The 13,599-nt window shown below is 66.8% G+C and carries 18 protein-coding genes; 13 read left to right on the top strand and 5 right to left on the bottom strand.

Annotated features, from left to right (window positions below):
* Positions 1–150: 150 nt before the first annotated feature.
* On the bottom strand, positions 151–576 hold the full coding sequence (locus R3F42_07305; GenBank protein ID MEZ5541834.1) for an antitoxin Xre/MbcA/ParS toxin-binding domain-containing protein: 426 nt from the start codon (positions 574–576) through the stop codon (positions 151–153).
* 91 nt (positions 577–667) lie between these two features.
* Here R3F42_07305 and R3F42_07300 point away from each other — a divergent pair, with 91 nt between their 5' ends.
* The 7 genes from R3F42_07300 to R3F42_07270 all read left to right on the top strand — a co-directional run bounded on the left by R3F42_07300 (position 668) and on the right by R3F42_07270 (position 5,999).
* Positions 668–889, top strand: a complete 222-nt coding sequence (locus R3F42_07300) for an acetyltransferase (GenBank protein MEZ5541833.1) — start codon at positions 668–670, stop codon at positions 887–889.
* A 188-nt stretch (positions 890–1,077) separates the two neighbouring features.
* Positions 1,078–1,728, top strand: coding sequence for an OmpA family protein (locus R3F42_07295; protein MEZ5541832.1), 651 nt, complete (start codon positions 1,078–1,080; stop codon positions 1,726–1,728).
* A 112-nt stretch (positions 1,729–1,840) separates the two neighbouring features.
* On the top strand, positions 1,841–2,230 hold the full coding sequence (locus tag R3F42_07290) for a PA2779 family protein (protein MEZ5541831.1): 390 nt from the start codon (positions 1,841–1,843) through the stop codon (positions 2,228–2,230).
* A gap of 51 nt (positions 2,231–2,281) precedes the next feature.
* Complete coding sequence (locus R3F42_07285; protein ID MEZ5541830.1) at positions 2,282–3,247, top strand: PA2778 family cysteine peptidase; 966 nt, start codon at positions 2,282–2,284, stop codon at positions 3,245–3,247.
* Between the two features lie 127 nt (positions 3,248–3,374).
* Positions 3,375–3,917, top strand: coding sequence for a thioredoxin family protein (locus R3F42_07280; protein ID MEZ5541829.1), 543 nt, complete (start codon positions 3,375–3,377; stop codon positions 3,915–3,917).
* On the top strand, positions 3,914–5,266 hold the full coding sequence (locus tag R3F42_07275) for a TolC family protein (GenBank protein ID MEZ5541828.1): 1,353 nt from the start codon (positions 3,914–3,916) through the stop codon (positions 5,264–5,266). The genes R3F42_07280 and R3F42_07275 overlap by 4 nt, the downstream gene beginning before the upstream one ends.
* Positions 5,247–5,999, top strand: coding sequence for an efflux RND transporter periplasmic adaptor subunit (locus R3F42_07270; protein MEZ5541827.1), 753 nt, complete (start codon positions 5,247–5,249; stop codon positions 5,997–5,999). The genes R3F42_07275 and R3F42_07270 overlap by 20 nt, the downstream gene beginning before the upstream one ends.
* Here the strand turns inward: R3F42_07270 and R3F42_07265 are convergent.
* Genes R3F42_07265 through R3F42_07255 form a run of 3 tightly spaced genes read right to left on the bottom strand, consistent with a single transcriptional unit; the run spans position 5,989 to position 7,081 of the window.
* Positions 5,989–6,192, bottom strand: coding sequence for a hypothetical protein (locus R3F42_07265; GenBank protein MEZ5541826.1), 204 nt, complete (start codon positions 6,190–6,192; stop codon positions 5,989–5,991). The genes R3F42_07270 and R3F42_07265 overlap by 11 nt on opposite strands.
* Complete coding sequence (locus tag R3F42_07260; GenBank protein MEZ5541825.1) at positions 6,185–6,442, bottom strand: GNAT family N-acetyltransferase; 258 nt, start codon at positions 6,440–6,442, stop codon at positions 6,185–6,187. Before R3F42_07260 ends, R3F42_07265 begins: the two co-directional genes overlap by 8 nt.
* 15 nt (positions 6,443–6,457) lie before the next feature.
* Complete coding sequence (locus tag R3F42_07255; GenBank protein MEZ5541824.1) at positions 6,458–7,081, bottom strand: DsbA family protein; 624 nt, start codon at positions 7,079–7,081, stop codon at positions 6,458–6,460.
* A 69-nt stretch (positions 7,082–7,150) separates the two neighbouring features.
* Here R3F42_07255 and R3F42_07250 point away from each other — a divergent pair, with 69 nt between their 5' ends.
* From R3F42_07250 to R3F42_07225, 6 genes are all read left to right on the top strand, one after another.
* A complete protein-coding gene (locus R3F42_07250) occupies positions 7,151–7,648 on the top strand; it encodes a YchJ family protein (GenBank protein MEZ5541823.1) in 498 nt (165 codons plus the stop codon).
* A gap of 10 nt (positions 7,649–7,658) precedes the next feature.
* Positions 7,659–8,297: a methylthioribulose 1-phosphate dehydratase gene (locus R3F42_07245; GenBank protein ID MEZ5541822.1), complete on the top strand. Its 639-nt coding sequence runs from the start codon at positions 7,659–7,661 to the stop codon at positions 8,295–8,297.
* Entirely contained in the window at positions 8,294–8,854 is a 561-nt protein-coding gene (locus tag R3F42_07240; GenBank protein ID MEZ5541821.1) for a cupin, read from the top strand. Before R3F42_07245 ends, R3F42_07240 begins: the two co-directional genes overlap by 4 nt.
* Positions 8,851–9,537: an acireductone synthase gene (mtnC, locus tag R3F42_07235; GenBank protein MEZ5541820.1), complete on the top strand. Its 687-nt coding sequence runs from the start codon at positions 8,851–8,853 to the stop codon at positions 9,535–9,537. The genes R3F42_07240 and mtnC overlap by 4 nt, the downstream gene beginning before the upstream one ends.
* Before the next feature lie 69 nt (positions 9,538–9,606).
* Positions 9,607–10,554, top strand: a complete 948-nt coding sequence (locus R3F42_07230; protein ID MEZ5541819.1) for a PDC sensor domain-containing protein — start codon at positions 9,607–9,609, stop codon at positions 10,552–10,554.
* A 77-nt stretch (positions 10,555–10,631) separates the two neighbouring features.
* Positions 10,632–11,093 carry a hypothetical protein gene (locus R3F42_07225; GenBank protein ID MEZ5541818.1) on the top strand — a complete coding sequence of 154 codons (462 nt, stop codon included), beginning with the start codon at positions 10,632–10,634 and terminating at the stop codon, positions 11,091–11,093.
* 38 nt (positions 11,094–11,131) lie between these two features.
* Here the strand turns inward: R3F42_07225 and R3F42_07220 are convergent, their stop codons facing one another.
* Positions 11,132–13,591 (bottom strand): SAM-dependent methyltransferase, encoded by a 2,460-nt coding sequence (locus R3F42_07220; GenBank protein ID MEZ5541817.1) that lies wholly within the window; start codon positions 13,589–13,591, stop codon positions 11,132–11,134.
* Positions 13,592–13,599: the final 8 nt, after the last annotated feature.

Genomic DNA, 13,599 nt, shown 5'->3' with positions numbered 1-13,599 from the left:
CACGCCGAACCCTGCGCCGGCAACCGTGGTCTGCGTCCGGCTGAGCACTGCCGCAGCGGTCGTGTTTGCGGCATCCCGGACAGGGTGCAGACCATGCTACATGAGCGGGCCACGACTAGGCCAGCGCGGCGGGTCCGCACTTCCCGGCGATCAGGTCCGCGCAGCAGTTTTCGGAACGGCAACGGTTGCGTCACGGGCCTGCCGCAAGCGCCGCCGCAGGTAATGCAGCACAACGGACAAGCGGCCGTCGTCGACCAGCAGCAGGTGCGGCACACCGCCGAGTTCCGGGTGCGGTATGCGCAACCAGTGGAACATGGCCGCCCGGTCGCCACCGTGCAGTTCGTGCAGCGCCCGGTAGAGACGCAGATAACCCTGCGCCCGCCACCAGGCCATGCTGCCACGCTCCAGGCAGCGCTGCCCGCTCGCAAGCTGTCCGACATCGGCGCATCTGAACCCCAGGATGCGTGCGAGCTCCGCCCGGTAGAGTCCCAGCATGTCGGTCGCCTGCAGCACGGCGCAGCTCAGGCGGCGCGGATCCTCCGGTTCGGCTGCAATTGCCAACGCCTGCTCTCCCATCCTCGCACTTCCTCGCTACGGCAACGGCGGACAAACGCCGGCATGAGCGTCTATACTAGCGCGACATTTCTGAGCCCGCCCGGAGGATATGATGTTTCTGAAGCACAGCAGCAAAGGTGACCTGATCGAAATACTTGCACTCAACGACCTGTTCGACCCCTTCAGCACGACGGTGGTGGGTCGCTATCAGCACGGCGAGGAGGCGCAGGATCCCGAGAAATTCAGTAAGCAAGAACTGGTGTTCCCCTCCGGAGAATCCCTGCCACGCTGCTGGACCAACGCCCACTACCGCGAGAACGCCATCACCCGCTAGCCGCTGCACAGGTTACCGGCAGCCCTGCCGATACAGCATCAGTTGTACGGGGGTTGCCGGTACGCGGCGTTGCCTGGCTGCGGGCAAATACCGCACGTGGCTGAATTGTATAGAAATACTAACAATTCCCTGCAGAAGCCGGCAGCTGTATAATCATTCTCTTATTTTCTAATCTAGCAGGAGAACGCATGATGAAGTCATTCGTCCTTGCCGCAGTTGCTGCTGTATCGGGTCTGGTACTGGCGATCACCGATGCGCAGGCCTGGGGTTTCGGCCCGGGTTACGGGCACAACGGCTATTACGGCGCCGGTCCCTACGATGCCGATGCCGATGGCCACTTCGGGTTCAACGCCTCGTTCAGCGGACGCGGGTATGGAAACGGCGCGCATCGCTATGCCGCCTGGCGCGGTTACCCGGCCTATCCCGCCCTGTTGCCGCCGCAGCCGACCGGTGGCGGCTGGATCCTGCGCGGCGTCAACTTCAAGTACGATTCCGCCGAACTGACGCCGGAATCGAAGCAGATTCTCAATACGGTCGCCGGCACCCTGCGCGCAAACCCGCAACAGGCACTGGAAGTCGGCGGCCACGCCAGCGCGGAGGGTACCGGTCCTTACAATCTCGACCTGTCCACGCGGCGCGCCCGCGCCGTGCGCGATTATCTTGTCGAACAGGGCGTTGCATCGGACCTGCTGACATTCAGGGGGCATGGCGAGAGCCGGCCGCTGGCGCCCAACGCCACCGAGCCCGGCCGCATCCTGAACCGGCGCGTGGAACTCACGCCGATCATGCGTCCGCCGCAGCAGGGACCGGTCCAGCAGGCCGGGGCCTACATCCAGTAACAGGCGCCGCTGTTAAGGCGTGGGATTGGTGCTACTATCTGGCCGGATCTTCCATCCGGCCAGACCGGCATCAACCAACATCAATCGCTGATTGTTTACTGGAGATATGCGCATGACTATCCTGCTTCGTCCCCTTGCCATCCTGTTGTCGCTGTTGCTTGCAATTATGCCCGTCATGTCCGCGCAGGCTGGCATGGTCGGCAATTCAGATCTGCTTGCGAACAGCGCGCACCAGCAGACCCGGGACAGCCTGCAACAGCTGCTTGACCGGCAGGACGCGCAACAGCAGCTGCAGGCACTCGGCGTCAGCCCGGAATGGGCCCGTGATCGCGTAGCGCACCTGTCCGACAGCGAGCTCGCCCGTCTCAACCAGGGCATCGATCAGCTCGAGGCCGGCGGCAGCAGCGTGCTGGGCGTGCTCCTGATCATCTTCATCGTGTTCATCATCACCGACGCCATCGGTGCGACCGACGTCTTCTCGTTCGTTCATCCGGTCAGGTAAACCGGAGTTGCAGCGCATGCCGAACACCCGCCTTGTGGCGGGTGTTTTGCTTTGCGCCCTGCTACTTGGCGGTTGTGCCGGCGCACCGCACAGCGACGCCCTGCGTGCAGCGCCACCACCCGAGCTGCCGGCCGGCAGGAGCTCGAGCAGACGCCGTTCTTCCCGCAGTCCCGTTACCAGTGCGGGCCTGCCGCCCTGGCTACCGTACTGACGGCGCGCGGCGTCGCAGTCACGCCCGCCGCACTGACGGAGCGGGTGTACGTACCGGCGCTGCATGGCAGCCTGCGCGCGGAAATGACGGCCACGGCCCGCCACTTCCACATGCTGGCCTACCCGCTGCGCGCCTCGCTCGCGGACCTGCTCACCGAAATCGCGCACGGCAACCCGGTGCTGGTATTCCAGAATCTGGGCCTGCAGTGGCTGCCGCGCCGGCACTACGCCGTAGCGATCGGCTACGATCTCGAGACAGGTGAAATCATCCTGCGCTCGGGTACGACCCGGCGCTGGCGCACCACGCTGGCCACATTCGAACGCACCTGGGCGCGCGGCGATTACTGGGCGCTCGTCATCCTGCCGGCCGGCGAGATGCCGGCGACGGCGCAGCCGGAGAGTTACCTGCAGGCCGCGCACGATCTCGAAGCGGACGAGCGTAATCTACCGGCGGCACACGCCGCCTATGCCGCCGCCATCCGCCGCTGGCCGCAACTGCCGCTGGCGTGGATGGCATACGGCAACGACCGCTATAGCGCCGGCGACATGGCCGCGGCCGCCCGGTCCTTCCGGCAGGTAACGCAACTTGCTCCGGCGGACGCCAACGGCTGGAACAACCTGGCCTATGCCCTGCAGCAGAGCGGCTGCCCGCAGCAGGCGTTGCGGGCAGCGCGTTGTGCCGTGAGCCTGGCACCGGCGGCAGCCGGCTATCGCGACACGCTGGCCGACATGGTCGCCGGCGCACAGGGCAGCGACGGCGCTCACTGCGCGCCGGTGCGCTGCGACGCGACGACCACCGCGCCCTGAACTGCGGCGGCGGGGCGCTGTCTCAACTTGGCGCAGCCCGGTCAAGCGTCGCCTTGACCGGACGATAGCCGGACATTAGATTGCAACAGCCGTCGCTAGCGGTAACCCGTACCGGGAGAAGGCTCTGATGAAACTGCGGATACCCACTCTGCTGACCGGCCTGCTGTTCCTGACACTGGCCCGGGCAACGGATACGGCGCGTGATCCCGCCGAGTATTTCTTTCAGGAGACCTTCGGCGATTTCCGCGAGGAACTGGAGCTGGCCCGCAGCGAGGGCAAACAGGGTATCCTGCTGTTCTTCGAACAGGAGGAATGTCCATTCTGCCACCGCATGAAGACCACCGTGCTCAACCGCAGCGAGGTGCAGGATTACTTCAGGGAACACTTCCGCATCTTCAGCGTGGACATCGAGGGCGACCTCGAAATCACCGATTTCAGCGGCGCGCACACCACGCAGAAGGATTTTGCCTTCAAGCAGTTCAACGTGCGCGCGACCCCGGTATTCGCCTTCTTCGACCTGGATGGCAAGCTCATCGCGCGGCACACCGGCCCGACCAGCGACGCGCGGGAGTTCCTCTGGCTGGGCGAATACGTCATCGACGGGCACTACCGCACGGAAAGCTTCACCGCTTTCAAGCGCGAGCGCCGCCGCCAAGCCGCAAGCGGATGACCCTGCCACCGGCCAGCATACGCCTGCGGTTTCCGGCAGCGCTGGCACTGCTGACCACGCTGGCGCCGGCACTGGCCGGCGCGGCCCTGCCCGAACCGCTCACGCTCGAGGACGCACTGCTGCTGGCTGGCAAGGAACACCCGGCCCTCGCACTCGCGCACGCACGCCTCGCGCAACGCGTCGCGGCAGCCGACCGGGTCGCTGCCCGCGACGCCATCGACGTCGGCGCCACACTGGAGGCCCGCGTGGTCGACCCGCCGCGCAGCGCGGAAGACCAGGGCCACAACGACTCGCGCGCCACCATTTTCGCCCGCAAGCGGCTGTATGACTTCGGCCATACCCGGGCCCTGGAAGCAGCGGCGGCAACTGCGGTAGCCAGCGGCGAGCTGCGCACCACGGCGGAGACACAGGATCACCGCATCGCCATCATGCAGGCTTTCTTCGATGTGCTGCTGGCCGATCTCGAGTTCGCGCGCGACAACGAGGCCATGGCGGTCGCCTATGTGCAGGCCGACCGCAGTCGCGATCGCAACGAGCTCGGCCAGCTCTCGGATATCGCGCTGCTGGCACAGGAAGCCGAATACCAGGAATACCGCATGCGCCGCAGCCGGGCGCAGGCACGCCAGCGCAGCACCCGCGCCCTGCTCGCCCAGTTGCTCGACCGCCCGGGCGAGCTGCCGTCGACCCTGCAGGAACCGGATCTGACTGCCAACGATCGCCCGCTGCCCGAATTCGACCAGCTGATCGAGCAGCTACAGGCCGCGAACCCCGCCATCCTGGCGCTACGCGCGGACCTGGAAGCCGCCAGGCTGCAGCTAGAGGCGGAACGCACCGGGCGCCGCCCGGTGCTGAGCGGGTCCGTCGCGGCAGCCGCCAACGAACGCGAGGTCGGCTCACGCAACCCGCTGGAAGCCGAACTGCGACTGGAGATCCCGCTCTACGACGGCAGGCGCGTCGACGCCGAGGTGGCGCAGGCCCAGGCCGAGATGTACCGGCTGCGGGCAGAGCTGCGCCAGCTGGAATACGATCTGCGCCAGCGCGCCCTGGAACTCTGGCTGGACATTCAAACCCTGCAGGCGCAGCGCGAGCAGGTCGAGGTCTTTACCCGTTCGCGCGCGCTGAACTTCGATCGTGCCCAGGCGGAGTACGAGCTGGAGCTGAAGACCGATTTCGGGCACGCCCTGGTGGGACAGTCCGAATCGGCCCTGCTGCGCGCGCAGACGGAATACAGCCTGGCGCTGGACTGGGCGCGGCTTGCCGCGCTCACCGGCGAACCCTGGTCACCCTGGATCGATACCACGCCTGCATCAGCTGCCGGAACCACACCCCATGAAACGACATCTCGCTAGCCTTGCCCTCTACACCCTTGCGACTGCCGCCGCTGCCGCGGACCTCCCGGCCGTGCTGGACTGGTCGCAGCGCGCGGTTCTCGGCGTGCCGGTCTCGGGCGTCATCGCGTCCGTGAGCGTCGAGCCCGGCGCGCGCGTCAGCGCGGGCCAGCAGCTGCTGCAGTTGGATCAGCGGCCGTACGAGAGCGCATTGGCAGATGCCAAGGCGCAGCTGCGCAAGCAGGATCTGCTGCACGACGAGGCGCGACGCGAGCTCGAGCGCACCCGCGAACTGTACGACCGCACGGTGATCTCTGCGCACGACCTGCAGCTCGGCGAGATCGCCTACGCCGTTGCCGCGGCCGATCGCGCCAGCGCCCGTGCAGCACTGGCAGGCGCGCAACTGCAGCACGAACACAGCACACTGCAGGCGCCCTTCGCCGGGATCGTGCTGACGGTGAACGTCAGCGCAGGCATGACAGTCATCAACACGCAATCGGCAACCCCGCTCGTCACGCTGGTGCAGGACCGGCCCATGCACGCGCGTGCGCGGCTGCCAGCCGCGGCGCTGACCGGCCTCGCCCCCGGCCAGGCTGCCATGGTCACGGTCGACGGCACGCGCTTCGACGGCAGCATCCGAAACATCGCGGCGGAACCCGACGCCGGCGGGGAATATATCCTGACCGTTGCTTTCGATCCCGGCGACAGGTCGTTGCGCGCGGGAGTGCCCGCCACCATCGCGCTCAGTCGCTGACCCGGCGCAGCGACGCTTCCCAACCCGCAGGATCGCTGCGGCCGAGGTGGATGCAGCGGCCGATCTCGTTCTCGTACCAGCCAGTATCATTGCGCAGTGGCTCGACACTGTAACCCCACCACTGGCCGTTAGCATCCTGAGCGACCCAGGCCACCCAGTCGAGTCGCGGCACGCGCGTAACACCGTCAGCCATCGCGGCGTCCGCGCTCCAGGAAACGCCGCACATACCAGCAGCTCGCCTGCATGGCATACCCCTGCGCGCGCGCCCAGGCTATCCCGGTACGCACCAGCCGTTCTGCAATGCCCTGCCCGCGCAGCTCCTCGGGGACGAACGTCCTGGTGAAATCGACTCCAGTCCCCTGCAGGCGGTATTCCAGCACGGAATCCATGCCCGCCACGCGCACGACAAAGCGCTGCCGCTGTGGTTCGTGTTGTATGTCCATCCGCCCCCCTGCGGGTCAGTTGCTAGTCAGATCCTCGACCAGTTCCAGCATAGGCGCACTGGCAAGGTAATCCACGGGTATGTGCCATTGCGCAGCACCGGAGACGAGCACGAGCGCGGGAAAGCTGTAGATGCGCAGGCGCTCGCACAGTTCCATCTCCGCCTGCAGCTTCGCGCACGTCGCCGCGCTGTCCAGGTCCGCGGCAAAACGCGCCGCATCGAGCCCGAGCTCCCGTGCCAGCTCCACCAGCACGGCGCGGTCGGACGGGTTGCGCGCCTCGAGGTAGTAGGCGTGCTGGACGGCGCTGGTCATGCGCTTGTCATACTCGGCACCCTGGCTACGCGCCGCGATCACCGCGCGGCAGGCGGCCCAGGTCGAACGCCGCGGTACACAGCGGGTCCAGTAGTCGAAATTGAATTGCGTACCCGGGATGGTCTCGGCGATGCGCCGCCAGGTGGACTGGATGCGTGCCTGCATCTGCGGCGCCATGGTCTCCATGGTGTCGGCGGCAAGACCGCCGAGCAGGCGCTGCAGCGAGACGTCCCCCGGCAGTCCCGCCTCGAGCCTGCGCAGGACCGGTGCGAAGCCCCAGCACCAGCTGCACATGGGGTCGTGCGCATAGTACAGAACCGCCTGCAAAACCAGTCACCCTCCCCCGCGTCTGTTGGAAATTTGCTATATTAGCGCCACCTGACACAAGGACCCGGTATGAACCATCCTGTTACCTGCCCCTGCAATTCCGGCCTGGCATACGCGGACTGCTGCGAACCCTATATCAGCGGCGCACGCAAGCCGGTGACGCCGGAAGCGCTGATGCGCTCGCGCTATAGCGCCTATGCGCTCCAGATCATGCCATACCTGGCTGCCACGCTGCATCCCGGACAGCGCCACGACTACGACGAGGCCGGCGCGGCGCGTTGGGCGCGCGAATCGGAGTGGGACAGCCTGGAGATCCTCGATGCCCCCGCGGTCCCCGCGGATGGCGACAACGGCACGGTGGAGTTCAGGGCGACCTACCGGCGCAAGGGCGAGAAGATCGTACACCACGAACGCGCCGAATTTCGCCGGCTCGGCGACACCTGGTATTTCTTCGACGGCAAGATGGTCGGACCGGGCCAGGTACGCCGCGAGACACCCAAGGTCGGCCGCAACGACCCCTGCCCGTGCGGCAGCGGCAGGAAGTTCAAGAAATGCTGCGGTGCCTGATCACCGCGCCATGATCGCGCCCCCCGTGACCCAGGCCGGCGAGGAAATCGGCGCGCGCGGTGCGGAACTGGCCGCCGCGGGACGCGCGCTCTACGCGCGCGGCATGGTGCCGGCCACCAGCGGCAATTTCTCCGCGCGGCTGGCCAACGGTGACATACTGATCACGGTGTCCGGTGCGCACAAGGGCCGGCTCGAACCCGACCAGCTCATGCTGATCGATGCAACCGGCAACTCGCTGGACGGACGCCGCTCCTCGGCCGAAACCGCGTTGCACGTGCAGCTCTACCGGCGCTTCCCCGACTGCCACGCGGTGCTGCATCCGCACTCTCCGGCCGCCACCCTGCTCTCGCGTCTCGACCCCGGGCCGTGCGTACTGCAGGGCTACGAACTGCTCAAGGCACTGCCCGGAATCGACACCCACGACACCACCGTGACGATACCCAACTTCGCCAACGACCAGGATATCGCGCGCCTGGCGCTACTGGTCGACGACTGGATGGATCGTCATGACCCGGTCCCCGCCTACCTGATCGGCGGCCACGGCTTCTATACCTGGGGCGCCAGCGTCGACGCTGCCATGCGCCATGTGGAGGCGTTGGATTTCCTGTTTGAATGCGAACTGCGATTGCTGGGAGTGAAACGGCCATGACGACGCTGACCCTTACGACCGCCGACGGCATGGGCCCGGCGCAAACCTGGACCGACCGCAGCGCCATCGCCGACCAGCTGCGCGCCATCGGCGTCGAGTTCCAGCAGTGGCAGGCCGACCGCGACCTGGCCGACGCTGCCGACCAGGAGACCGTGCTCGAGGCCTACCGCCATTCCATCGCGGCACTGAACGCGCACTACGGTTTCCAGTCAATCGACGTGGTCAGCCTGACGCCGGACCACCCCGACGCGGCCGCGCTGCGCAGCAAGTTTCTCGCCGAACATACGCATGCCGACTTCGAGGTGCGCTTCTTCGTCGACGGCAGCGGCCTGTTCTACCTGCATGTCGGCGACAAGGTCTACATGGTGCTGTGCGAACGCGGCGATCTGATCAGCGTGCCGGCGAACACCACCCACTGGTTCGACATGGGCGCACACCCGCGCTTCAAGTGCATCCGCTTCTTCACCGCGCCGGACGGCTGGGTCGGCGATTTCACCGGCTCCGACATCGCCGGCCGCTTCCCCGACTTCGACAGCTACGTCGCACAGCACACATGATCCGCGCGGTCCTGACCGATATCGAGGGCACCACCTCCTCGCTGCGTTTCGTGCATGACGTACTGTTTCCCTACGCCCGCGCGCGCATCGGGGAATTCGTACGCTGCCATGCCGAGGATGCGCGCGTGGTCCCGCACCTGAACGATGTGCGCCTGCAGACCGATCCTGAGCTGGACCTGGATGGCGTCATCGCGCAGCTCGTCGCCTGGATCGATGCGGATGCGAAGATCACCCCGCTCAAGGCCCTGCAGGGCATGATCTGGGAGGACGGCTATGCCAGGGGCGATTTCACCGGCCATATCTATCCGGACGCGGTCAAGGGCTTGGAGCGCTGGAGCGGCAGCGGCCTGCGCCTGTATGTGTTCTCCTCCGGCTCGGTCCAGGCGCAGCAGCTGTTGTTCCGCCACAGCGATGCCGGCGACCTGACCCCGCTGTTCTCCGGCTACTATGACACCCGCATCGGCAACAAGCGCGAGCCTGCCGCCTACACCGCGATCGCCGCCGATGTCGGCCTGCCGCCGGCCGATTTCCTGTTTCTCTCCGACATACGCGCGGAACTGGACGCCGCAAGCAGCGCCGGCATGCAGACCACCTGGCTGGTCCGCGACGCCCAACCCGACCCCGCCGCAGCGCACCGCCAGGTCAGCAGCTTCGAGGATATCGACCCGACCGCGCTGGACTGAGACAACCGGTCCGGTATAGTGCCTGCGAGGGCCGGCCACTGCCCGGGCCGGACCGGTGCCGAGATCACCATGCGAGACGAACTGAAAGCCGCCATCGTCAGGCAGCGTAGCGCGCTCGAGGAACTGTTGCAGGCCCCGCTGCAGGTACTGGCGGAACAGTGCGCACAGGTCTGGGGCGACCGCGACGAGCTCGACATCGTGCTCACCGACGGCTTCCGCGACGTGCCGCACGCGATGTTCATGTACGTACTGGACAGTGCCGGCATCCAGATCAGCGACAACATCAGCGCCAGCGCCATCATGCCCGAGCATTATGGCCGCGACCGCTCCACCAGGCCCTACATGCGCGAAGGCGTCCCCGGGACCGGCTTCCTGCTGTCCAGCGCCTATCTGAGCCTGCGCGCCAACCGCCCGTCCCTGACCGCGCTACAGGCAGTCACTCGCGGCAACCGGCTGCTCGGCTACCTCGGGGTCGATTTCGACCTGCGCGACCTGCCGGTCACGGCGGCACACTACGATGAATCCGACGCCTGGCGCCAGATCAAGGGCGATCCCGCCATCCGCAGCACGGTGTTCCAGCAGTGCCGCGTGGAAAGCCTCATGGACCGCAACATGGAACCGGCCATGGCCATACTCGAGGAACTGATCACCGAGCGCGGCATGTTCCAGGGCGTCATCCATTTTTCCAGCAGCCGCGCCACGGTCTGGTTCATCGCCGATCCCTTCCGCTATCGCATCCTCGATCACGAGGCGCTCGCCGATCCGGACATCTGCATGCTCTACGAGCGCGTCGTGTACCCGTCGGAGGCGCTGATACCGCAGCACAGGATCGCCGGCATCCTGCGTGGCATGCGCGTACTGCGTACCGCGGACGAGACGCTGTACCTGCGCTCGGCCTCGATCAACATCTTCAACGGCATGATCAGCCTGACCTTCTCCTGCGACGGTTCGCACTACATGTCCTGGCACGAGTTCCTGGACAAGGACATGAGCTTCTGGATCGGCAGCGCGGCGTGATGCGCGGCAACGCCGGGGCAGGTTCGGCGTACGACAACGCAGACCCCGGCACTGCAAACACGGCCAATGACGGACTCATGAGCCTGGACAATGCCATGCTCTGGGCGGATTCGCTGAGCTATTTCGATCCGCTGCGCAGTGTGATCTGGGACGACTGGCGGCTGCCCACCGAATGTCAGACCAGCACGCTGCAGATCGGACCTGCCTGCACCACCGCCGCCGAGCTGAGCCACCTGTTTGACGATTACGGCGTGTCATCCTCCACGCCTGGCCTGTTCACGAATGTCCAGCCCGGCTATTACTGGAGCACTTCGACGATTACATTTTCCATCGGCGTTTTCGATATCCTGTTCAATTTCGAGACCGGCAGCGCATTTTTCGATGACGAGCCCGTTCCCCACCATGCCTGGGCCGTGCGTGACGGTGATGTCGGCGCGGTGCCGATCCCGCCAACCCTGTACACGTTCGGCGCCGGCGTGCTATGGCTGTTCGGCAGCGCCGGGCGCAAGGCCGGCACACGGCGGACACGCACCACGTAACCACGCCCACAACCGCAATACCGGCCGCAGCAGCGGCATCACCGGGCCACAGCCCCACCCCCCGGTACGCTCAGCGCCGCGATCCCGTATAGCGTGACCGCCAGCAGGATCACCGTGGTGAAGCCGCAGTGGATGGCCAGCAGCGTCGCGAGCACGGCGCTGATCACCGAGGCGCAACCGTTCACGCCCCAGGCCCAGGGCAGGTAGCCAGGCGCCGTCGCGGCGAGCCGCGACAACCCGAGCGGGAACGGCATGCCCATGCAGAACGCCAGCGGCGCGATCATGACCAGGACGAGCATGACCTTGGCCGGCAACGGCCAGCCGGTGGCCGCCGCCGGCCAGACCTGCAGCAAGCCGAGATACGCCAGGCTGATCCCGGCGATACCGGCGACCGCGCAGGCGGTACCGCGCGCCTGCCTGCCCTGGCGGGTCCAGCGCTGACTCCAGCGGCTGCCGAGCCCGGCGAACACCAGGAAACCGGTCAGCGTGGTGGCCACGGCGTACAGCGGGTGATGCAGCAGCAGCGTGAAGCGCTGGATGAACGCCATCTCGACGAACAGGAAGGCCAGCCCGATGGCCGTGAAATACACGACCACCCTGCCCCGGCCGGCACGCGTGCGGACATCCGCCGCCGTGGCGTGCCGGCGCAGGGCCAGCAGCGGCACCAGGATCAGCACCACACTCGCCAGCAGTGCCTGCAGCAGCGTCGCGACCAGCACCAGGTAACCCCATTCCAGCAACGGCATGCCGCCCTGCCCGCGCAGTGCCAGCAGCTCCGGCAGCACATGCCACTTGAAGAAGTGGAAGAAGTACGGCCGGTTGTCGGTCGCCGGCGTGAGCGCGTACTTGTAGTCGTCCAGGTAGCGTGCGCGATCGGCGCCGGTCAGCTGCCGCGCCGCGTCGTAGAAATACGGTTCGCGCAGACGGTTGACGCGGTTGGCCTCCGCCGCCGGCATACCGTCATACCACGCCGTATCGAAACCCCGCTGCCGCACGAAGTCACGCAGGCGCGCGAGCTCCGCCGCGGTGAAGGGTTCGTTCTTGATTACCAGGGTCGCGGTCTGCCAGCTCCGTATCAGCACCAGGTGCCGGCCCGCCTGCTTGACGCCGCGATGTTCCAGCGCTGCCAGTGCGGTTACGAACAGTTTGAGCGTGTCGCGCGGCGGCAGGGTCACCCAGCGCGTGATCGACAGGTAACCGCCGGGATTGAGATGGCCGAGATAGTCCTCCAGTGCCTCGACGGTATAGAGATAGCTCTCGTTGAGCGCATACAGACCGGCCGCAGCGGCGCCGAAGGCGTCCAGCAGCGCAATGTTGATCAGGTCGTAACGCGCGCTGCTGCCCGCCACGAAGCCGCGCGCCTCGGCGACGTGCACGGCGACGCGCTGGTACAGGTGACCCGCATAGGCGGCATGCCGGTCCCGCACCAGGGCAACGACCTGGGGATTGAGTTCCACCGCGCTGATCCGCGTGACACCGAGGCTGTCCGCCTGCAGCACGTCAGCGCCGGTACCCGCACCGAGGATCAGGGCCGTGCCGATGTCATGCAGGTGATATGGCAGCGCGGACGTGGTCTGGTCCAGCCAGGTCAGGGCACTGCGGTCGCCGCTGTCCCGCGTGATCGCGGTCATGGCGTCACCGTCCGTGAACACGCCGAGCTGGGGCGGCGGTTCCTGTGTCGCCAGCAGGCTGAGTCCCGGGGCATGGCGCAGCGGCACCTGTGCGCTCTCCACCACGCTCAGCAAGCCGAGCGGACTCGAGTACTGCTCCGTGAGCCGCGTGCCCGGGATCAGCAGGGTCTGGCTCAGACCCTTGTAGGGTGACAGGTGCAGCTCGCTGTTGAGGCCGGCGCCGAGCAGCACCACGGCACCGGCCCCGAGCAGGGCACGCAGCCGGCGGCCGTCGGCAAGTCCGGTTTCACGCACGGCGATGGCGGCGGCCAGCAACCCCAGCAAACCGATCGCGGCCAGCGCCTGCAGCGGCGGGAACAGGAACAGCAGGCCGATAACGACCAGCCCGCCCAGGCCGGCGCCGGCCAGGTCGAAGGCATAGAGCCGGCCGATCTCGTCGCTGTGGCGCATCAGGGCCAGCGCGATCGCCGTTGCGGCAAACAGGAAGGGCGTGGCGAGCAACAGGTAGAGCAGCAGCAGCAGCCATAGTGACTGGCGCGCGTCCCACAGTACCAGCTCGGCATTGAACGGCACCTGTTGCGCCAGCAGAAAGCCGTACACCGCGCTCAAGGCAAAGGCACCGATACAGCCGGTGTACACCGCGGCGAAATGCGCCAGCAGCCGCGCGCGCAGCAGAGTCACCAGCGTGCCGCTGACCCCGTAACCCAGCAGCGCGAGACTGATCACCATGTAGGCGAAATGATGCCACTGGATGATCGAGAACAGCCGCATCAGCAGGATCTCGTAGGCCAGCACGCTGACCGAGAGCAGCGCCACCGACAGCAGCGGAATACGCGCGCCGTGGCGTGCGGCCTGCGCCTGCGTCATTGGCCGAG

Source organism: Pseudomonadota bacterium (assembly GCA_041395565.1).
In the GTDB taxonomy this organism is placed as follows: Bacteria; Pseudomonadota; Gammaproteobacteria; order UBA9214; family UBA9214; genus UBA9214.
Note: the sequence above shows the minus strand (reverse complement) of the source record. Positions and strands in the feature narration are given on the sequence as shown.